The organism is Heyndrickxia shackletonii (genome assembly GCF_001420715.1).
GTDB classification, from domain to species: Bacteria; Bacillota; Bacilli; order Bacillales; family Bacillaceae_C; genus Margalitia; species Margalitia shackletonii.
Genome location: NZ_LJJC01000006.1, coordinates 443,898 through 464,672 on the forward strand (window position 1 = coordinate 443,898; position 20,775 = coordinate 464,672).

18 protein-coding genes, 2 tRNA genes, 3 rRNA genes and 1 other RNA gene are annotated in these 20,775 nt (G+C 39.8%); 23 read left to right on the top strand and 1 reads right to left on the bottom strand.

Features of this window, described 5'->3' with window-relative positions; all coding sequences use genetic code 11:
- The first annotated feature begins 178 nt into the window (after positions 1-178).
- The 22 genes from tadA (at position 179) to rsmI (ending at position 17,726) form a co-directional block, all read left to right on the top strand.
- A complete protein-coding gene (gene tadA / locus AN964_RS20415) occupies positions 179-688 on the top strand; it encodes a tRNA adenosine(34) deaminase TadA (protein ID WP_055741652.1) in 510 nt (169 codons plus the stop codon).
- A gap of 88 nt (positions 689-776) precedes the next feature.
- Positions 777-1,041, top strand: an RNA gene (gene ffs, locus AN964_RS25765) — signal recognition particle sRNA large type.
- Between the two features lie 177 nt (positions 1,042-1,218).
- Positions 1,219-2,904, top strand: coding sequence for a DNA polymerase III subunit gamma/tau (gene dnaX, locus AN964_RS20420; RefSeq protein ID WP_055741653.1), 1,686 nt, complete (start codon positions 1,219-1,221; stop codon positions 2,902-2,904).
- Positions 2,905-2,925: 21 nt separating this feature from the next.
- Positions 2,926-3,243: a YbaB/EbfC family nucleoid-associated protein gene (locus tag AN964_RS20425; protein ID WP_055741654.1), complete on the top strand. Its 318-nt coding sequence runs from the start codon at positions 2,926-2,928 to the stop codon at positions 3,241-3,243.
- Positions 3,244-3,256: 13 nt separating this feature from the next.
- Positions 3,257-3,853, top strand: a complete 597-nt coding sequence (gene recR, locus AN964_RS20430) for a recombination mediator RecR (RefSeq protein WP_055741655.1) — start codon at positions 3,257-3,259, stop codon at positions 3,851-3,853.
- A 15-nt stretch (positions 3,854-3,868) separates the two neighbouring features.
- On the top strand, positions 3,869-4,084 hold the full coding sequence (locus tag AN964_RS20435) for a YaaL family protein (protein WP_055741656.1): 216 nt from the start codon (positions 3,869-3,871) through the stop codon (positions 4,082-4,084).
- Between the two features lie 90 nt (positions 4,085-4,174).
- A complete protein-coding gene (locus AN964_RS20440; RefSeq protein ID WP_055741657.1) occupies positions 4,175-4,441 on the top strand; it encodes a pro-sigmaK processing inhibitor BofA family protein in 267 nt (88 codons plus the stop codon).
- A 237-nt stretch (positions 4,442-4,678) separates the two neighbouring features.
- A 16S ribosomal RNA gene (locus AN964_RS20445) occupies positions 4,679-6,229 on the top strand.
- Between the two features lie 94 nt (positions 6,230-6,323).
- A tRNA-Ile gene (locus AN964_RS20450) sits at positions 6,324-6,400 on the top strand.
- A 22-nt stretch (positions 6,401-6,422) separates the two neighbouring features.
- A tRNA-Ala gene (locus tag AN964_RS20455) sits at positions 6,423-6,498 on the top strand.
- A gap of 103 nt (positions 6,499-6,601) precedes the next feature.
- Positions 6,602-9,536 (top strand): 23S ribosomal RNA (locus AN964_RS20460).
- A gap of 101 nt (positions 9,537-9,637) precedes the next feature.
- Positions 9,638-9,754, top strand: a 5S ribosomal RNA gene (gene rrf, locus AN964_RS20465).
- Together the 16S, 23S and 5S rRNA genes with 2 tRNA genes alongside form the textbook arrangement of a ribosomal RNA operon.
- 306 nt (positions 9,755-10,060) lie before the next feature.
- Positions 10,061-10,261: a sigma factor G inhibitor Gin gene (locus AN964_RS20470; RefSeq protein ID WP_055741658.1), complete on the top strand. Its 201-nt coding sequence runs from the start codon at positions 10,061-10,063 to the stop codon at positions 10,259-10,261.
- A gap of 131 nt (positions 10,262-10,392) precedes the next feature.
- A complete protein-coding gene (locus AN964_RS20475; RefSeq protein ID WP_055741659.1) occupies positions 10,393-11,823 on the top strand; it encodes an aminotransferase class I/II-fold pyridoxal phosphate-dependent enzyme in 1,431 nt (476 codons plus the stop codon).
- 42 nt (positions 11,824-11,865) lie between these two features.
- Positions 11,866-12,504 (top strand): dTMP kinase, encoded by a 639-nt coding sequence (tmk, locus tag AN964_RS20480; protein WP_055741660.1) that lies wholly within the window; start codon positions 11,866-11,868, stop codon positions 12,502-12,504.
- 175 nt (positions 12,505-12,679) lie between these two features.
- On the top strand, positions 12,680-13,009 hold the full coding sequence (darA, locus tag AN964_RS20485; RefSeq protein ID WP_055741661.1) for a cyclic di-AMP receptor DarA: 330 nt from the start codon (positions 12,680-12,682) through the stop codon (positions 13,007-13,009).
- Between the two features lie 131 nt (positions 13,010-13,140).
- A complete protein-coding gene (locus AN964_RS20490; RefSeq protein WP_055741662.1) occupies positions 13,141-13,581 on the top strand; it encodes a YaaR family protein in 441 nt (146 codons plus the stop codon).
- A gap of 14 nt (positions 13,582-13,595) precedes the next feature.
- Positions 13,596-14,603 (top strand): DNA polymerase III subunit delta', encoded by a 1,008-nt coding sequence (gene holB / locus AN964_RS20495; protein ID WP_055741663.1) that lies wholly within the window; start codon positions 13,596-13,598, stop codon positions 14,601-14,603.
- Positions 14,596-15,423 carry a PSP1 domain-containing protein gene (locus tag AN964_RS20500; RefSeq protein ID WP_055741664.1) on the top strand — a complete coding sequence of 276 codons (828 nt, stop codon included), beginning with the start codon at positions 14,596-14,598 and terminating at the stop codon, positions 15,421-15,423. The genes holB and AN964_RS20500 overlap by 8 nt, the downstream gene beginning before the upstream one ends.
- A gap of 13 nt (positions 15,424-15,436) precedes the next feature.
- The gene (gene yabA, locus AN964_RS20505) at positions 15,437-15,814 is read left to right on the top strand and encodes a DNA replication initiation control protein YabA (protein WP_055741665.1); all 378 of its coding nucleotides are present in this window, start codon (positions 15,437-15,439) and stop codon (positions 15,812-15,814) included.
- A 79-nt stretch (positions 15,815-15,893) separates the two neighbouring features.
- Positions 15,894-16,634: a tRNA1(Val) (adenine(37)-N6)-methyltransferase gene (locus tag AN964_RS20510; protein WP_055741666.1), complete on the top strand. Its 741-nt coding sequence runs from the start codon at positions 15,894-15,896 to the stop codon at positions 16,632-16,634.
- 216 nt (positions 16,635-16,850) lie between these two features.
- On the top strand, positions 16,851-17,726 hold the full coding sequence (gene rsmI, locus AN964_RS20515) for a 16S rRNA (cytidine(1402)-2'-O)-methyltransferase (protein WP_055741888.1): 876 nt from the start codon (positions 16,851-16,853) through the stop codon (positions 17,724-17,726).
- A gap of 69 nt (positions 17,727-17,795) precedes the next feature.
- On the opposite strand, the gene abrB is transcribed toward rsmI, so the two are convergent.
- The gene (gene abrB, locus AN964_RS20520) at positions 17,796-18,080 is read right to left on the bottom strand and encodes a transition state genes transcriptional regulator AbrB (RefSeq protein WP_055741667.1); all 285 of its coding nucleotides are present in this window, start codon (positions 18,078-18,080) and stop codon (positions 17,796-17,798) included.
- Positions 18,081-18,654: 574 nt separating this feature from the next.
- On the opposite strand from abrB, the gene metG reads away from it, so the two are divergent.
- Positions 18,655-20,652, top strand: a complete 1,998-nt coding sequence (gene metG, locus AN964_RS20525) for a methionine--tRNA ligase (RefSeq protein ID WP_055741668.1) — start codon at positions 18,655-18,657, stop codon at positions 20,650-20,652.
- Positions 20,653-20,775: the final 123 nt, after the last annotated feature.

Consider the following 20,775-nt stretch of genomic DNA (forward strand, 5'->3'; position numbering starts at 1 on the left):
CCTCTATTTAAAATAAAATGTATATGTGATAAAAAGCAAATATAACTCTTAAACATTCTATGTCTCCTATGAAAAAAAATGTTATGTTTTGAGTAATGACGATAAATCCTATAAATTCATTTACTAATTGGTTATAATAGGCGAAGAAATTCGTACTTAATAAACAGAGGTTATAATGATGACATTAGATACAGGTTTAGATGATAGACATTTTATGAGTCTGGCTTTGGAAGAGGCTAAAAAGGCTGCGGAAATAAATGAGGTTCCGATTGGGGCTGTTATTGTTTTGGACAACGAAGTAGTGGCATCTGCCCACAACCTACGAGAAACAACTCAAAATGCTACAACACATGCAGAAATACTAGCGATTCAAGAAGCATGTAATCGTATTGGTTCATGGCGGCTGGAGAATGCTGTTCTTTATGTCACTTTAGAGCCTTGCCCTATGTGCAGCGGGGCAATTATTCTTTCAAGAATAAAGAGAGTTGTATTTGGTGCGTATGATCCTAAAGCAGGTTGCGCAGGCAGTTTGATGAATTTATTAGAAGATGAAAGGTTCAACCATCAATGTGAAGTAACCAGTGATGTTTTAGGAAAAGAATGTGGAGAAATGTTAAGTACATTTTTTCGGGAAATTCGCCATAAAAAAAAGCAGGAAAAGTTGAGTGGCAATGCGGCCAATAATTAACAACGCACTATTCATTGATTTTTTGTTCAAACACTAGTATACTATGTTTAGCGTTAATTAAACGCAACTTAATATGGTATCAACTTTGCCGTGCTAGGTGGGGAGGTAGCGGTGCCCTGTACCCGCAATCCGCTCTAGCGGGACTGAATCCCTTCTTGAGGCTAGTTTCCTGTAGGGTCTGCCTTAAGTAAGTGGTGTTGACGCTTGGGTCCTGCGCAATGGAAATCCATGAACCATGTCAGGTCCGGAAGGAAGCAGCATTAAGTGGACTCTTCCATGTGCCGCAGGGCAGCCTGAGCCGAGCTAACTGCTTAAGTAACGCTTATGGGAGCTAGTCGAGGGAAGGTGCACGGCAGTTACTTCTACATACTAACTCATCCAATTTGGATGGGTTTTTTGCATTATTTGAAATTAAAATAGTTTCCCCTTTATAAATGGGAAATTGCGACTGTATAATGTATAATAGGGAAAAGCAATATTATTAGAACTTAAATGGATATAAAATATTTTATAAAGAAGGTGGGAGGGACATGGCATATCAAGCATTATATAGAGTGTGGCGACCGCAATCATTTGAAGATGTTGCGGGACAAGAGCATGTAACGAAGACACTTCAGAATGCCCTCCTGCAGCAAAAGATTTCACATGCTTATTTATTTTCCGGGCCAAGAGGAACTGGTAAAACAAGTGCTGCAAAAATTTTGGCTAAAGCAATAAATTGTGAAAAAGCCCCAGTAGCAGAACCATGCAATGAATGTGCAGCGTGTCGAGGTATAACCGACGGATCTATTCCAGATGTTATTGAAATTGATGCAGCCTCCAATAATGGCGTTGAGGAAATTAGGGATATCCGTGATAAAGTGAAATTTGCGCCAAATGCTGTACCGTATAAGGTCTATATTATTGATGAAGTTCATATGCTTTCCATTGGGGCATTTAATGCGCTTTTAAAAACATTGGAGGAGCCTCCTCAACATGTCATCTTCATTTTGGCGACGACAGAACCTCATAAAATACCGTTAACCATTATTTCTAGGTGCCAGCGCTTTGATTTTAAAAGGATCACAGCAAAAGATATTATGAAAAGAATGGTGCATATTGCAAATGGGTCTGGGATACAATTCGAGGAAAAAGCTTTTGAAATAATTGCACGTGCGGCAGAGGGCGGACTTCGGGATGCTTTAAGCTTACTCGATCAAGCTGTTTCATTTAGTGATGAAGTCGTTACAGTGAATGATGCACTAACTGTAACAGGTGCTATTTCTCAAGAGTATTTAAATCAATTGGCTTTATCGATAAAGGAAAATAATGTAGCTCTCGCATTGAAAACGTTGGAGGATCTGTTATATCAGGGAAAAGACGAAACAAGGTTTATCGAGGATTTGATTCTTTATTTTCGGGATATGCTGTTATATAAAACGGCACCAAATCTTGAGGAGTCTATTGAGCGCGTTATGGTTGACACAGATTTCCAAAACCTTGCGCAAACTATAACCAACGAGCAAATTTATGAATACATTGATATATTAAATAGGACACAGCAAGAAATGAAATTTTCCAATATAGCAAAAATGTATATCGAAGTTGCCTTAATACGTTTATGTGAAACAAAGGTGGCAACTGTACATCATAGTGACGATGTTCAAAATTTGCTTGGTAAAATAGAAAGGCTTGAAAAGGAAATACAAGCTCTTAAAGAAAATGGTGTAACCGTTTCTCAAGAGGAAAAGCCTCAAGCTGCTAAAAGAGCTCCTCGAACTGGGAAAGGATATAAGGTACAAACGGGAAGAATTCATGATATATTAAAAGGGGCAACCAAACAGGATTTACAACTCATTAAAAGCCGATGGGGCGATATGCTGGAGATGCTAAATAATCGCCAAATGCGATCCCAGGCGGCATTACTGAATGAGGCAGAGCCTGTTGCGGCCTCGAACAATGCGTTTGTATTGAAGTTTAAATATGAAATTCATTGCCAAATGGCCATGGAAAATAATAAATTTCTAGAAGCTATTTCTTCTATTCTTCAGGAGATAACAGGAATCCATTATCAAGCTGTTGGCATTCCGGAGAATCAATGGAATGAAGTTAGGGAAGATTTTTTGAAAAATAATATGGATTCATCTGGGGATGCGCAAGAAGAAGCTGAGGATGATCCAATTATTGCAGAAGCTAAGAAATTAGTTGGTATAGATTTAATTGAAATACAGGATTAATGAATTTGGAGGATGATGAAAATGCGTGGCATGGGTAATATGCAAAATATGATGAAACAAATGCAAAAAATGCAAAAAAAAATGGCAGAAGCACAGGAACAATTGGGGGAACAACGTATTGAAGGTACTGCCGGCGGAGGAATGGTATCAGTAATTGTTTCCGGGCATAAAGAAGTGTTAGAAGTAAATATTAAAGAAGAGGTTGTAGATCCTGAAGATATTGAAATGCTTCAAGATCTTGTTTTGGCTGCTACAAATGATGCATTGAAAAAGGCAGATGAACTAACGAACCAAACAATGGGACAATTTACAAAAGGACTAAATCTACCAGGTTTTTAAGGGGAAATAAAGAATGCATTATCCTGAACCGATTACAAAGCTCATGGATAGCTTTATGAAACTGCCAGGGATTGGCCCAAAGACGGCTTCAAGACTGGCGTTTTTTGTGTTAACCATGAAAGAAGACATAGTGCTTGACTTTGCAAAAGCACTTGTAGATGCAAAACGAAATCTAGGCTATTGTTCGGTTTGCGGTCATATAACCGATCAAGATCCTTGCTATATTTGTACTGATCAAAGAAGAGACAGAAGTGTCATTTGTGTAGTGCAAGATCCTAAGGATGTTATAGCAATGGAAAAAATGAAGGAATTTAATGGATTATATCACGTTCTACATGGGGCGATTTCTCCGATGGATGGGATTGGCCCGGAGGATATTAATGTACCCGATTTATTAAAAAGGCTTCAGGATGAAACAGTTCAAGAAGTAATATTAGCCACGAATCCGAATATTGAAGGAGAAGCAACCGCAATGTATATCTCTAGATTATTGAAACCATCTGGTATCAAAATTACTCGTATTGCTCATGGTTTACCTGTTGGTGGAGATTTAGAATATGCGGATGAAGTTACTTTATCCAAGGCACTTGAGGGAAGAAGAGAAGTATAAGCGGGGTGAACTCTCTTGTTTGGACGAAAACAAAAGCTGCGAGAAGAATATGATCAAAAGCTGATCAATCTAATGACAACCGCAAGAAAAGATTGGATACATCAAAAATCCTTGGTTGATATGAGTTTTGAATATGATGAAGAGCTTAATTATTATAAAATGACGGCTGAAGCGAAATATTTCTTTCTCTTCAGAGAAGCTAAAAAACGAAATTTAAGAATAAAAGTATAGAATCCATTGATTATTTCTGCATAAAAGTTCTTTTTGGACAATCTGTTCATAAAATGGATAGTAAATATGCAGAAATAAGGAGTGGAGAAATTGAGCCCAGTTATCATAGTATCCATTATTATTGTTTTGATTTTACTATTGTTAGCTGCAGGGACATTGGGAAAACCAGTGAAATGGTTTGGTCAATTGCTTATAAAGTTTATAATAGGAGCCGTATTTTTGTTCTTTTTAAATACTATAGGAAGTCACTATGGTCTTCATGTTCCAATTAATTTCATAACAACTGCCATATCAGGTTTGTTAGGAATCCCCGGTGTAATAGGTTTAACCATTATTCAAACTTGGATTCTTCATTAAAAATTCCTCTTTTGAGGAATTTTTAATGTTTTTATTGACTTTGGATATAATAGATGATAATATATAAAACGTCGCTGAAATACTTCAGTCAAATAATAAGAAAAAAACATTTGACAAAGGGATTTAAAAGTGATATTATATAAAAGTTGCTTCATTAAAAAAGCAACAATGATTGATCTTTGAAAACTAAACAGAACAAAACGTCAATGTTTTAAATAATGAGCTACATCAAACACTTTTTTGGAGAGTTTGATCCTGGCTCAGGACGAACGCTGGCGGCGTGCCTAATACATGCAAGTCGAGCGGACTTTTAAAAGCTTGCTTTTAAAAGTTAGCGGCGGACGGGTGAGTAACACGTGGGTAACCTGCCTGTAAGACTGGGATAACTCCGGGAAACCGGGGCTAATACCGGATAACTTCTTTCCTCGCATGAGGAAAGATTGAAAGATGGCTTCGGCTATCACTTACAGATGGACCCGCGGCGCATTAGCTAGTTGGTGAGGTAACGGCTCACCAAGGCAACGATGCGTAGCCGACCTGAGAGGGTGATCGGCCACACTGGGACTGAGACACGGCCCAGACTCCTACGGGAGGCAGCAGTAGGGAATCTTCCGCAATGGACGAAAGTCTGACGGAGCAACGCCGCGTGAGTGATGAAGGTTTTCGGATCGTAAAACTCTGTTGTTAGGGAAGAACAAGTATCGTTCGAATAGGGCGGTACCTTGACGGTACCTAACCAGAAAGCCACGGCTAACTACGTGCCAGCAGCCGCGGTAATACGTAGGTGGCAAGCGTTGTCCGGAATTATTGGGCGTAAAGCGCGCGCAGGCGGTTTCTTAAGTCTGATGTGAAAGCCCACGGCTCAACCGTGGAGGGTCATTGGAAACTGGGAGACTTGAGTGCAGAAGAGGAGAGTGGAATTCCACGTGTAGCGGTGAAATGCGTAGAGATGTGGAGGAACACCAGTGGCGAAGGCGACTCTCTGGTCTGTAACTGACGCTGAGGCGCGAAAGCGTGGGGAGCGAACAGGATTAGATACCCTGGTAGTCCACGCCGTAAACGATGAGTGCTAAGTGTTAGAGGGTTTCCGCCCTTTAGTGCTGCAGCTAACGCATTAAGCACTCCGCCTGGGGAGTACGGCCGCAAGGCTGAAACTCAAAGGAATTGACGGGGGCCCGCACAAGCGGTGGAGCATGTGGTTTAATTCGAAGCAACGCGAAGAACCTTACCAGGTCTTGACATCCTCTGACAACCCTAGAGATAGGGCGTTCCCCTTCGGGGGACAGAGTGACAGGTGGTGCATGGTTGTCGTCAGCTCGTGTCGTGAGATGTTGGGTTAAGTCCCGCAACGAGCGCAACCCTTGACCTTAGTTGCCAGCATTCAGTTGGGCACTCTAAGGTGACTGCCGGTGACAAACCGGAGGAAGGTGGGGATGACGTCAAATCATCATGCCCCTTATGACCTGGGCTACACACGTGCTACAATGGATGGTACAAAGGGCTGCGAGACCGCGAGGTTAAGCCAATCCCATAAAACCATTCTCAGTTCGGATTGCAGGCTGCAACTCGCCTGCATGAAGCCGGAATCGCTAGTAATCGCGGATCAGCATGCCGCGGTGAATACGTTCCCGGGCCTTGTACACACCGCCCGTCACACCACGAGAGTTTGTAACACCCGAAGTCGGTGAGGTAACCTTTTGGAGCCAGCCGCCGAAGGTGGGACAGATGATTGGGGTGAAGTCGTAACAAGGTAGCCGTATCGGAAGGTGCGGCTGGATCACCTCCTTTCTAAGGATAATGGAAAACCACTTTCGTGGTTACGAAGAGACGTTTTCGTTCTGTTTAGTTTTGAAAGAGCAATCTTTCTATGAGAAAGAAAGATGGGCCTATAGCTCAGCTGGTTAGAGCGCACGCCTGATAAGCGTGAGGTCGATGGTTCGAGTCCATTTAGGCCCACCATTATAATTGCATATTTCATTATGGGGCCTTAGCTCAGCTGGGAGAGCGCCTGCTTTGCACGCAGGAGGTCAGCGGTTCGATCCCGCTAGGCTCCACCAATTTTTGTTCCTTGAAAACTAGATACTGATAGAAGAAACCAAGTAAAACCGAGAATCGCCACTTTATGGATTTCATCCATTTTAAAGTAGTAATAACCTTATAGGTTAAGTTAGTAAGGGCGCACGGTGGATGCCTTGGCACTAGGAGCCGATGAAGGACGGGACTAACACCGATATGCTTCGGGGAGCTGTAAGCAAGCTTTGATCCGGAGATTTCCGAATGGGGGAACCCACTGCTCGTAATGGAGCAGTATCTTTACCTGAATACATAGGGTAATGAAGGCAGACCCGGGGAACTGAAACATCTAAGTACCCGGAGGAAGAGAAAGCAAACGCGATTTCCTGAGTAGCGGCGAGCGAAACGGAAGAAGCCCAAACCAAGAGGCTTGCCTCTTGGGGTTGTAGGACACTCTATACGGAGTTACAAAGGAACGGAGTAGATGAAGAGGTCTGGAAAGGCCCGTCAAAGAAGGTAACAACCCTGTAGTTGAAACTTCGTTCCCTCCAGAGTGGATCCTGAGTACGGCGGGACACGTGAAATCCCGTCGGAAGCAGGGAGGACCATCTCCCAAGGCTAAATACTCCCTAGTGACCGATAGTGAACCAGTACCGTGAGGGAAAGGTGAAAAGCACCCCGGGAGGGGAGTGAAAGAGAACCTGAAACCGTGTGCCTACAAGTAGTTAGAGCCCGTTAATGGGTGATAGCGTGCCTTTTGTAGAATGAACCGGCGAGTTACGATTTCATGCAAGGTTAAGCTGATGAAGCGGAGCCGCAGCGAAAGCGAGTCTGAATAGGGCGAATAAGTATGAGGTCGTAGACCCGAAACCAGGTGATCTACCCATGTCCAGGGTGAAGGTAAGGTAACACTTACTGGAGGCCCGAACCCACGCACGTTGAAAAGTGCGGGGATGAGGTGTGGGTAGCGGAGAAATTCCAATCGAACTTGGAGATAGCTGGTTCTCTCCGAAATAGCTTTAGGGCTAGCCTCAAGATGAAGAGTATTGGAGGTAGAGCACTGTTTGGACTAGGGGCCCTCATCGGGTTACCGAATTCAGACAAACTCCGAATGCCAAATACTTATGCTTGGGAGTCAGACTGCGAGTGATAAGATCCGTAGTCAAAAGGGAAACAGCCCAGACCACCAGCTAAGGTCCCAAAGTATACGTTAAGTGGAAAAGGATGTGGAGTTGCTTAGACAACCAGGATGTTGGCTTAGAAGCAGCCACCATTTAAAGAGTGCGTAATAGCTCACTGGTCGAGTGACTCTGCGCCGAAAATGTACCGGGGCTAAACGTATCACCGAAGCTGTGGATGGACACCTGACAGGTGTCCGTGGTAGGAGAGCGTTCTAAGGGCGGTGAAGCTAGACCGGAAGGACTAGTGGAGCGCTTAGAAGTGAGAATGCCGGTATGAGTAGCGAAAGAAGGGTGAGAATCCCTTCCACCGAATGCCTAAGGTTTCCTGAGGAAGGCTCGTCCGCTCAGGGTTAGTCGGGACCTAAGCCGAGGCCGAAAGGCGTAGGCGATGGACAACAGGTTGATATTCCTGTACCACCTCTTCACCGTTTGAACGATGGGGGGACGCAGGAGGATAGGGTAAGCGCACTGCTGGTTATGTGCGTCTAAGCAGTTAGGCTGGTTACGAGGCAAATCCCGTAACCGTGAAGGCGGAGCTGTGATAGCGAGGGAAATATAGTACCGAAGTTCCTGATTCCACACTGCCAAGAAAATCCTCTAGTGAGGTGAAAGGTGCCCGTACCGCAAACCGACACAGGTAGGCGAGGAGAGAATCCTAAGGTGAGCGAGAGAACTCTCGTTAAGGAACTCGGCAAAATGACCCCGTAACTTCGGGAGAAGGGGTGCTCTGGTAGGGTGCAAGCCCGAGAGAGCCGCAGTGAATAGGCCCAGGCGACTGTTTAGCAAAAACACAGGTCTCTGCGAAGCCGCAAGGCGAAGTATAGGGGCTGACGCCTGCCCGGTGCTGGAAGGTTAAGAGGAGGGGTTAGCGTAAGCGAAGCTCTGAATTGAAGCCCCAGTAAACGGCGGCCGTAACTATAACGGTCCTAAGGTAGCGAAATTCCTTGTCAGGTAAGTTCTGACCCGCACGAAAGGCGTAACGATCTGGGCACTGTCTCAACGAGAGACTCGGTGAAATTATAGTACCTGTGAAGATGCAGGTTACCCGCGACAGGACGGAAAGACCCCGTGGAGCTTTACTGCAGCCTGATATTGAATTTTGGTACAGCTTGTACAGGATAGGTAGGAGCCTTTGAAGCCGGAGCGCCAGCTTCGGTGGAGGCGTCGGTGGGATACTACCCTGGCTGTATTGAAATTCTAACCCGCACCCCTGATCGGGGTGGGAGACAGTGTCAGGCAGGCAGTTTGACTGGGGCGGTCGCCTCCTAAAGAGTAACGGAGGCGCCCAAAGGTTCCCTCAGAATGGTTGGAAATCATTCGTAGAGTGTAAAGGCACAAGGGAGCTTGACTGCGAGACCTACAAGTCGAGCAGGGACGAAAGTCGGGCTTAGTGATCCGGTGGTTCCGCATGGAAGGGCCATCGCTCAACGGATAAAAGCTACCCCGGGGATAACAGGCTTATCTCCCCCAAGAGTCCACATCGACGGGGAGGTTTGGCACCTCGATGTCGGCTCATCGCATCCTGGGGCTGTAGTCGGTCCCAAGGGTTGGGCTGTTCGCCCATTAAAGCGGTACGCGAGCTGGGTTCAGAACGTCGTGAGACAGTTCGGTCCCTATCCGTCGTGGGCGTAGGAAATTTGAGAGGAGCTGTCCTTAGTACGAGAGGACCGGGATGGACGCACCGCTGGTGTACCAGTTGTCTTGCCAAAGGCATCGCTGGGTAGCTATGTGCGGAAGGGATAAGTGCTGAAAGCATCTAAGCATGAAGCCCCCCTCAAGATGAGATTTCCCATAGCGCAAGCTAGTAAGATCCCTGAAAGATGATCAGGTTGATAGGTTCGAGGTGGAAGTGTGGCGACACATGGAGCTGACGAATACTAATCGATCGAGGACTTAACCAAAATAGAGCGATTCTCTTTACTTCTTCTTCTACAGTATTTAGTTTTGAGGGAACAAACCTCACAACAAAAAAAGTTATTTTGCCTTTGGCAAAAAACTAAGGTCTGGTAATTATGGCGAGAAGGTCACACCCGTTCCCATCCCGAACACGGAAGTTAAGCTTCTCAGCGCCGATGGTAGTTGGGGGCTCTCCCCCTGCAAGAGTAGGACGTTGCCAGGCAATCGGAGAAAGTCACAGATATTGGTCTGTGGCTTTTTTGTATGGTAAAAATAGTTCTATAGTCCCGATTTGCGCGATTAACTGCTAAATTGACGAGATTAAGTGCCATTTTCGCGAGATTATGCTAATGTATCACGAGAGTATTTACTTTAACAAAACAAAAAAGGAATAATGTTATAGACATACACAAGGAATACCTAAAAAACATACAATAGTAAATGTACTCATATTCCCTGAACTAATATTTAGAATATTGTATATTAAAATAATTGTTGGGAATAATGAATGGTATGGAGGTGGAGAGGCATGAGCTCTTCAGCAATAGGAAAGACAGGGGAAACGTGTATCGTTTGTGAACAGAATAAAGAAAAAGGGATCCATCTATATACTTCCTTTATTTGTGAAGATTGTGAAAAAGATATGGTTTTAACGGATACAAATGATCCCAAATACAAGTATTATATTGAACGACTAAAAATGATTACGTACAAACAAAATATTTCCTAACCAAGCCATATAAACGGAGCTTGGTTTTTATTTTTTTGAGCGTCATTCAATCATTTCATATGAAGGTTTCCCCTTTATGGATACGTATAGTACAATAAGATAAGCTAAAGAAGGAAAGGTAATCATTAAAAGTGAATCAAAAAAGAATTCCCTTATATGAGGCTTTAAATAATTTTAAAGAAAAACATCCTATATCCTATCATGTCCCAGGACATAAAAACGGACTTGTATATAAGGAAGTAAACCCTGAGTGGGCAAAATTTCTTCAATATGATGTAACAGAGCTAAGAGGTCTGGATGATTTACATGCACCAGAAGGACCAATATTTGATGCACAAAAATTACTGAGTTCATTGTATGGGTCAAGAAACAGTTATTTTCTTGTAAATGGGAGTACCGTAGGGAACGTGGCAAGCATTTTAGCATCTTTTACAAAGGGGGACTATGTCCTTGTCCAGCGAAATTGCCATAAGTCTGTTCTAAATGCACTTTTTATGGCGAATGTAAATCCAATATTTCTTTCCCCAAAAGTGGATAATGAATTATGTATACCGATGGAAATAGAACCGTCACTGGTAAGGGATGCTTTTAAACGCTACCCTAATCTTAAAGGATGCATCCTGACGTATCCTAATTATTATGGTTTTACGTACAATTTAAAAGATATTATTGAAATTGTACATCAAAACAATGGTTTGGTAATCGTCGATGAAGCACATGGACCACATTTTCTAATAGGTAGTCCCTTTCCAGATTCGGGGGTCACATTAGGAGCTGATATAGTCATTCATTCCGCACATAAAATGCTCCCGGCTATGACGATGGGTTCTTATTTACATATAAACAGTGAACGTGTTTCGAATGAACGGATTAAATATTATCTGGGGATGCTTCAATCAAGTAGTCCATCTTATCCAATAATGGTTTCCTTGGATATTGCTCGTCATTACTTAGCGAACTTTACAAAAGAGGATTTGGAATTCACTCTGTCACATCGAAATCGATTTATTTCACAGTTGTCACTAATTGACGGGTTATCTGTAAAAACAAGAAAAGAGCAGGATCCACTTAAGGTGATTGTTTCTTATGAAGGTTATTCAGGGTTTGAGCTGCAGGAAATTTTAGAGGAACAAGCCATTTTTACCGAATTAGCAGATCAATACCATGTTGTTTTCGTTCTTCCGTTACTCAAGCAAGGTTTCACATACCCGTATGGTGACACTGTGAAAAGAATAAAGACTTCGCTTGAAAAATGGACTCCCTCTATACAAGTGGAAAAAATGCTGTATAAAAATAAGGGGGAGCTTACCTCATTGTCCATGACATATGAAGAAATGGAACATAATGAAGTGGAGTATGTAGAAATAAAGAATGCAATTAATCGTGTTGCTGCAAAAATGGTTACTCCTTATCCGCCAGGAATACCATTACTACTACCTGGCGAAAAAATAAAAAAAGAGCAGATTGAAAGACTAGAGCAGTTACTTGCATTGAACGCTAAATTTCAAGGTGATATTTCTCCTTTATATAAAGGAAACATATCTGTATTTAAAGATAGGTAATTGTAGAAAAGCTATATTCTGTCGAATATCGGAGGACATCTTATGAAAGGTTTATTTATCACATTTGAGGGGCCTGAGGGGGCTGGAAAAACAACCATTCTGCAAAAATTAGGAAAGGAACTGCAGCAAAATGGTCTAGATATTGTCATGACTAGGGAACCAGGCGGTATCAGGATTGCGGAACAAATTCGTGAAGTTATTTTAAATAAAAATAATACCGAAATGGATTCCCGCACAGAAGCATTATTATATGCTGCTGCCAGAAGACAGCATTTAGTGGAAAGAGTATTGCCCGCTTTAAAAAAGGGGTCCATCGTGCTTTGTGATCGTTTTATTGATAGCTCCCTTGCGTATCAAGGTTTTGCAAGAGGCATAGGGATTGACGAAGTGTTTTCCATTAATCAATTTGCTATTGAGGATGTAATGCCGGATGCCACTATTTATTTTGATGTACCAGTGGAAATTGGTCTGAAAAGAATTCAAGATAATAAGGGGAGAGAAGTAAATAGATTAGACCTGGAGGAGCTTGATTTTCATAAAAGGGTTCATGAAGGGTTTACATTATTGAAGGAAAGATTCCCAAAAAGATTTCATGAAATTGATGCAAGTAAAGAAATAAATGAGGTATATCAAATGGTGAAGGAAAAAGTAATGCAAATTTACACAATGGAAATGAAGTGAATTTTTGCAAAAGTGACCTTGGAGGAAATTATTTCTTCAAGGTTTTTTGTGAATAAAGAGGATTATTACGGTATGAACGCAAATACATATATAATAATAAATGGTATAATAGAAAAAAGTTTTAACGCGGAATGAATAGATAATCTATCAAACAATATTTTAGGAGGGGAGTATTATGAAACTTATATTAGCGGTTGTACAAGATCAGGATAGTGCTCGATTAATGAATGCGATGGTCGATCATAATTTTAGGGTTACAAAACTTGCAAGTACAGGTGGTTTTTTAAAGTCTGGTAACACGACATTTATGATTGGAACAGAAGACATCAGAGTGGAGAAAGCCCTTCAAGTAATCAAGGATAATTGTAAGTCACGTGAACAGCTAATGGCACCAGTATCACCAATGGGTGGAAATGCAGATTCATATATTCCATATCCTGTAGAAGTAGAAGTTGGAGGAGCAACGGTATTTGTACTTCCAGTTGAGCAATTTCATCATTTTTAATCAGTAACAATTCTTAACTCTCATAAAGTTACACTATGTTATTTTTGAAGGAAAAAATTCCTCAAAGTTAAACAATACATTATTTTGAAAAAGAACGAAAAAACGAAACGGCCTTTAAAGAGGAGAATAAAGTGAAAATTAATCAAGATATAAGAGTTGGTCTTGAAAAATCCCGTCAGGATTCGAAACAAGTCACGAATAGTGGAACAAAGTTTTCCGCTATTGTTCAAAAACAAGATGAAAAGCTTCAGATGGACCAACTAAACAAATTATTATCTGAAATTGAAAGCGCTGGAGAAAAGCTTGCTAAATCCCGCACTTTTAAGGACTTAGCAAAATATAAAACGTTGGTGAAGCGATTTATACGTGAAACCGTTGATTTTGGAATGAATTTAAAGCAATCACATACTTGGAATCAATTCGGAGAAGGCAGAAAGCTGAATATCATTGAAACAGTAGATAAGCAGCTTGTAGAGCTTACCAATGATTATATAAAAAAAGAAAGACCATCCATTGATATATTAGGGAAAATTGGCGAAATAAAAGGATTATTAATTAATTTATATACGTAAGAGAGTGATGCAGTTTGGCAGTAACATGGGATGAACTAGAAAAGGTTCAACCTCTTGCGGCAAAGATATTAAAAAATAGTATCCAAAAAAATAGAATTGCGCACGCATATCTGCTTGAGGGAGAGCGTGGAACAGGCAAAAAGGATGCAAGCTTTTTAATTGCAAAGACATTGCTTTGTCTGGATTTACAAGATCAATTTAAACCTTGTGAAGAATGTATTAATTGCAAGAGAATAAATAACGGAAGTCATCCTGATGTTCATTTAGTTGAACCTGATGGTCTGTCTATTAAAAAGGACCAAATTAAGAATTTACAGCAAGAGTTTAGCAAATCAGGTGTAGAGTCTAAGAGGAAATTATATACGATTGTCCATGCGGATAAGATGACGGTAAATGCGGCTAATAGTTTGCTAAAGTTTCTGGAGGAGCCGAATGAAGGTACTACTGCAATATTAATTACGGAGCAAATTCAACAAATTTTGCCTACCATCATTTCAAGATGTCAGGTTATTACATTTAGAACATTCCCAACTGATATCTTAGTCAATAAATTATTAGAAATGGGTGTTTCTCCTTCTAATGCATTCATATTAGCTAGTATTACCAATAATATTCAAGAGGCTCTTGAGTTAAATAATGATGAGTGGTTTGCACAAGCTAGAAAATTAGTGTTAAAATTATATGAGGCCCTTAAGAAAAGTGCAGCCTCTGCTATGGTTGCACTCCAAGAGGACTGGTTTTCTCATTTCAAAGAAAAAAGTCAAATAGATCGCGGGCTGGATCTATTGCTTTTTGTATATAAAGATCTTATTTCATTACGGATAGGTAAGGATAAACATCTTCTATATCCAAATTATCGTGGTTCATTCGAGGCTGATGCATTACAATTATCCACTCGTTCTTTAACAGATAAAATGACTTCCATTTTAGAGGCAAAACGTAAGTTAAACGCGAATATGAATCCTCAATTATTAATGGAACAACTTGTTTTAAAATTGCAGGGGGGATCTACCTTTGTTTGATGTTGTAGGAGTTAGATTTAAAAAGGCCGGAAAAATATATTACTTTGATCCGGGTGATCTCTTTATTCAAAAAAATGACTCTGTAATTGTAGAAACAGTTCGGGGAATAGAATTTGGTAAAGTGGTAACAGATCGTAAGTCAGTCGATGAAAACGATGTTGTCTTGCCATTAAAAAAGGTCATTCGAATTGCAAATGAAAAGGATCAATTGATAGTTAGCGAAAATAAAGATGCAGCAAAGGAAGCATATGAGGTTTGTTGTGAAAAGGTTGCAGAGCATCAGCTTGATATGAAGCTAGTGGATGTGGAGTATACCTTTGACCGAAATAAAGTAATTTTTTATTTTACCGCTGATGGCCGTGTCGATTTTCGTGAGCTTGTAAAAGATTTGGCAGCTATTTTCCGAACCAGGATTGAATTAAGGCAAATTGGTGTGAGAGATGAAGCGAAGATGCTAGGCGGAATTGGCCCATGTGGACGAATGCTTTGTTGCTCTACCTTTTTGGGAGATTTCGAGCCAGTTTCCATCAAAATGGCCAAGGATCAGAATTTATCGCTGAATCCTACTAAGATTTCTGGCTTATGCGGACGTTTAATGTGCTGCTTAAAATATGAAAATGATGAATACGAAGCAGCGAAGGAAAGCTTACCCGATATCGGTGAAATGATACAGACACCTAATGGAATGGGTAAAGTTATTGGATTAAATATTTTGGAGAGAGTTTTACAAATAGAATTAGCTGGGCAAGAACGGATATTGGAATTTACGATGGATGAAATCCTGAATGAAGATGCCATATCAATCCAAGCCACGGAATAATGAGGTGGAGTTTATGGATAAAAACGAATTCTTCGATTCAGTCAGCAACATGGAAATACAAATTGGTGATTTGTATCAGCAGCTGGGTGAATTAAAAAAGTATTTAGCCAAGATGATAGAAGAAAATAATGCATTAAGAATAGAAAATGAACATTTACGAAGGCGGCTGGATAACAGAGGAAAATCCATAAACAACGAGAGTATTTCATTTTCCGGTAGGGATAGAAAAGATTACCCTGATAAAGCCGATAAAGAAATAGATATTGGTGAAGGCTACGATAATCTTGCGAGATTGTATCAAGAAGGATTTCACATTTGTAATGTTCATTTTGGAAGTCCTCGAAAAGATGAAGATTGTTTATTTTGTCTGTCGTTTTTAAATAAGAAATAAAATGTATATAGAGGTTGTTCCATAAGTGGCGGTCAATTTGCTTTTGGGACAACCTCCTTTTTAACGGAGGTTGACTAGCTTGCTAATAGGCGATGAAAGACTGGATTATTTACTTGCAGAAAATTTAAGAATTATTCAGAGCCCATCTGTATTTTCTTTCTCTCTAGATGCTGTACTATTAGCCAGATTTGCCTATCTTCCAATCCAAAAGGGAAACATCATCGATTTGTGTACGGGAAATGGCGTAATCCCGCTATTATTAAGTACACGCACAAAAGGGATGATTACAGGGGTAGAAATTCAAGAAAGACTTTATAGTATGGCGGTAAGAAGTGTAGAGTACAACCAATTAACAAATCAAATACATATGATAAATGGCGATTTAAAGGATATGCCAAAGGAATTGGGAATAGGTAAATTTGATGTTGTTACCTGTAACCCTCCGTATTTTGTTACTCCGCCTAAAGGGATTATTAATGAAAATGAACATTTAGCGATTGCAAGACATGAAATAATGTGTACGCTAGAGGATGTCGTAAAAACAAGCAGCTTATTATTAAAACAAGGCGGGAAGGCAGCTTTTGTCCATAGGCCAGGAAGATTGGTGGATATATTAACCTTGATGCAAAAATATCGACTAGAGCCAAAGCGCCTTCAATTTGTATATCCGAAATTAGGGAAAGAGGCGAATACTATTCTAATTGAAGGAATAAAAGACGGCAATCGAGATTTAAAAGTCCTTCCACCACAGATTGTGTATAAAGATAATAACCAATATACAGATGAGATTGAAGAAATATTATATGGAAAAGCGGAATAAGCATATTTTATAGCGTTTATATAACTAATTTAACTAGAAGTTTGAAGGAGCATAAGCAACACGAAAAGGTGCAAAGTATATAAAATTTAGGAATCTGGTTAGATTATTATATGATGAGGAGTTTGTTACATATTAGGAAGCTATGCGTCCTGAACATACTTTTAAAAAACTCACTAGACCGAGAGAGAACAATTTTTGAAAAGGCTGGTCGATCAAATGCAGCAACAAAAAAGTTTTATGAATGAAGAAAATAAAGGAATATTATACCTTGTGCCAACTCCGATTGGAAATTTAGAAGATATGACATTTAGGGCGATTAGAATATTGAAAGAGGCATCTATTATTGCTGCAGAAGACACAAGAAACACAAAAAAGCTGTGTAACTACTTTGATATATCCACTCCTATTACTAGCTATCACGAGCATAATAAAGAGACAAGCTCTAAACTATTAATTTCACGGTTGTTAGACGGAGAAAAGGTGGCACTTGTTAGTGATGCGGGAATGCCATCCATTTCAGACCCAGGCTATGAGCTAGTAGTAGCGGCCATTGAGGAACAGATTTCTGTTGTTCCTTTACCAGGGGCCAATGCTGCATTAACAGCATTAATTGCCTCCGGGTTAAAACCGCAGCCTTTTTATTTTTATGGGTTCCTTCCTAGAGGGAAGAAAGAAAGAATCGAGGAATTGGAGATTTTAAAAAAACAAACATCCACTTTTATTTTATATGAAGCTCCACATCGTTTGAAAGATACGCTAATAGCAATGAATAGTGTATTAGGAAACAGGAATATAACGTTGTGCAGAGAATTAACAAAGAAGTTTGAGGAATTTATTCGAGGCACAATAGAGGAAATATTGGAATGGTCTGAGCAGAATGATATACGCGGTGAATTTTGTATTATTGTTCAAGGAAATGAAAGTGAAGAGTTAGATGAAGAACAAAAATGGTGGGAATCCCTTTCCGTTATCGAACATGTAAATACCTATATTAATCAAGAAAGATTAAGTTCAAAGGATGCTATCAAACAGACAGCTAAGGATCGGGGAATCCCTAAAAGGGATGTTTATCAAGAGTATCATGTTGAATAAGAAAAAGGATGACTGTTATTTATACAGTCATCCTTTTTTATGTCAAGCTCATGCCTGTCGGATCTCTTATTACTTCGCAGATTGAAATGCGTTTTGAATTTCTTGTAATAATAATTCGGCACCTTCACGGCTAAGAACTAATTTTCCGCCTGCTAATTGAACATTATTATCAGAAACTTCACCAGTAATATGGCAAGTCATGCTAGGTTTATATTTTTTAAGGATAATTTTTTCATCATCTACGTAAATTTCTAATGCATCTTTTTCTGCAATTCCAAGTGTACGGCGAAGCTCAATAGGAATAACTACACGACCTAATTCATCAACCTTACGTACAATACCAGTAGATTTCATTTTGTTTCTCCTCTCATTTTCTCCGGTTATTTTGTCGACGATTTTCGACATATTTTTTATAACTGTTTATATCATACCAAGCATTCCCATATCCGTCAATAATTATTTTGTATAAAATAGGAATTTAAAAAACTCGTAAAAACATTGATATAAAGGTAATTATTAAGGTAATGATTGTATAATAATGATGTGAAATTGTATAAAAAGTATCATAATCGTAAAAAAATGTAAAATTAATTCACAAATATTTTTCGACAAAATCTGTTGAATTCATTAAAATAAAGAGTAAGAAATAATAGAAAAAAGACAGTCAAAAGTTGCAGGATGCATACTTTTTATGTATATTTTGATGATATAAGAGGTTATGATGTATATGAAATATAAAAGGTATCTAAGAATTGCCCCAAAATGGCATTAAAGAGCTCTCGTCCTTTGGGTGAGAGTTTTTTGTCGATTAGGATAATCCTGTGGAAACCTTTTAAAAATAGTTTACGTCTATCTACAGCGCCATCGGCGTACGCATTTGATCGTATTTGTATAAGAATATTACTTTATAAAAAGGTGGGAACTTAAGTTGAGCGAAAGGTCGAAAACATTTTACATTACGACACCTATTTATTATCCAAGCGGAAATTTACATATTGGACATGCCTATACCACGGTAGCAGGTGATGCAATGGCGCGTTATAAGAGAATGCGCGGTTTTGATGTTATGTATTTAACTGGAACAGATGAACATGGCCAGAAAATACAACGAAAGGCGGAAGAAAAAAAGGTTACACCGCAACAATACGTGGACGATATTGTAAGCGGGATACGTGTTCTTTGGGATAAATTGGATATTTCTTATAACGATTTTATTCGTACTACAGAAGAAAGACATAAAAAAGTGGTTGAAAAAATTTTTAAAAGACTTTTAGATCAAGGTGATATTTACTTAGATCAATACGAGGGCTGGTACTCCGTTCCGGATGAAACCTTCTACACAGAACACCAACTTGTAGATCCAATTACAGAGAATGGAAAAGTAGTAGGGGGCAAGAGCCCGGATAGCGGTCATCCAGTAGAATGGGTAAAAGAAGAGTCTTATTTCTTTAAAATGGGGAAATATGTCGACCGTCTTCTTCAATATTATGAAGAGAACCCTGACTTTATCCAGCCTGAATCACGAAAGAACGAAATGATTAACAATTTTATTAAGCCTGGGCTTGAAGATTTAGCAGTATCGCGTACGACCTTTGACTGGGGGGTAAAGGTTCCAGGAGATCCAAAACATGTTATTTATGTTTGGATCGATGCACTTTCCAACTATATTACAGCTTTAGGATATGGAACAGACGATGACTCGAGATACCAAAAGTATTGGCCTGCGGATGTACATTTAGTAGGAAAGGAAATTGTTCGATTCCATACTATTTATTGGCCAATCATGTTAATGGCGTTGGATCTTCCACTTCCGAAAAAAGTTTTTGCACACGGCTGGTTATTAATGAAAGATGGGAAAATGTCCAAATCAAAAGGAAACGTTGTAGATCCTGTAACATTAATAGATCGTTATGGATTAGATTCACTCAGATACTATTTATTGCGCGAGGTACCGTTTGGAGCTGACGGAGTTTTTACGCCGGAAGGATTTGTGGAAAGAATCAATTTTGACTTGGCAAATGATTTAGGGAACTTATTAAATAGAACCATTGCTATGATTAATAAGTATTTTGATGGTAAAATTCCAGCATATAAAGGTTCTATTAGTGAGTTTGATCAACAATTAATCCAAGTAAATGAAGCGGCAGTGAAAAAGTATGAAGATGCAATGGAAAAGATGGAATTCTCTGTTGCCTTATCGGCTATTTGGGAGCTGATTAGCCGTTCTAATAAATATATTGATGAAACAACACCTTGGAACTTGGCTAAAGACGATTCAAAAAGAGAGGAACTCGCTAATGTAATGGTTCACTTAGCGGAATCACTGCGAAGAATTGCCGTGTTATTGCAACCATTTTTAACTAAAACACCAGAAAAGATTTTTGAACAACTAGCTCTTCTAAATAATGATTTGAAAACTTGGGAAAGCCTTGAGTCATTTGGAAACATCCCAGAAGGGACTAAAGTAGTGGAAAAAGGCGATCCTATATTTCCGAGACTAGAAATGGAAGAGGAAGTAAACTTTATCAAAGAAAAGATGGGCAGCTCTGCTCCGAAAGTAGAAGAACCATCGGATAAAAAGGAAGAAATAGTTGATCAAAAGCAAGAAATCACAATTGATGATTTTATGAAAGTTGAACTTCGTGTAGCACAGGTGCTTCATGCGGAACCGGTGAAAAAGGCGGATAAACTACTGAAGCTACAATTGGATTTAGGTTATGAAAAGAGACAGGTTGTATCTGGAATCGCTGAGTTTTATAAACCAGAGGAATTAATTGGCCGAAAATTGATCTGTGTTGCAAACCTGAAACCTGTAAAACTCAGAGGGGAGCTTTCACAAGGAATGATTTTAGCAGGTAAAAAAGACGGTGTGCTTTCACTGGCTAGTGTAGACCAAAGTCTTCCAAATGGAGCTCTTGTAAAGTAATTGTAATATTCTTTTAGTTACTTTTTCCAATCATTAAAAGAAAAATAGCATAGAATGTTTCACGTGGAACATTTTTCGACGTGATTCTCTATGCTATTTTTATATGCGCTTTGCTTTTTAAAT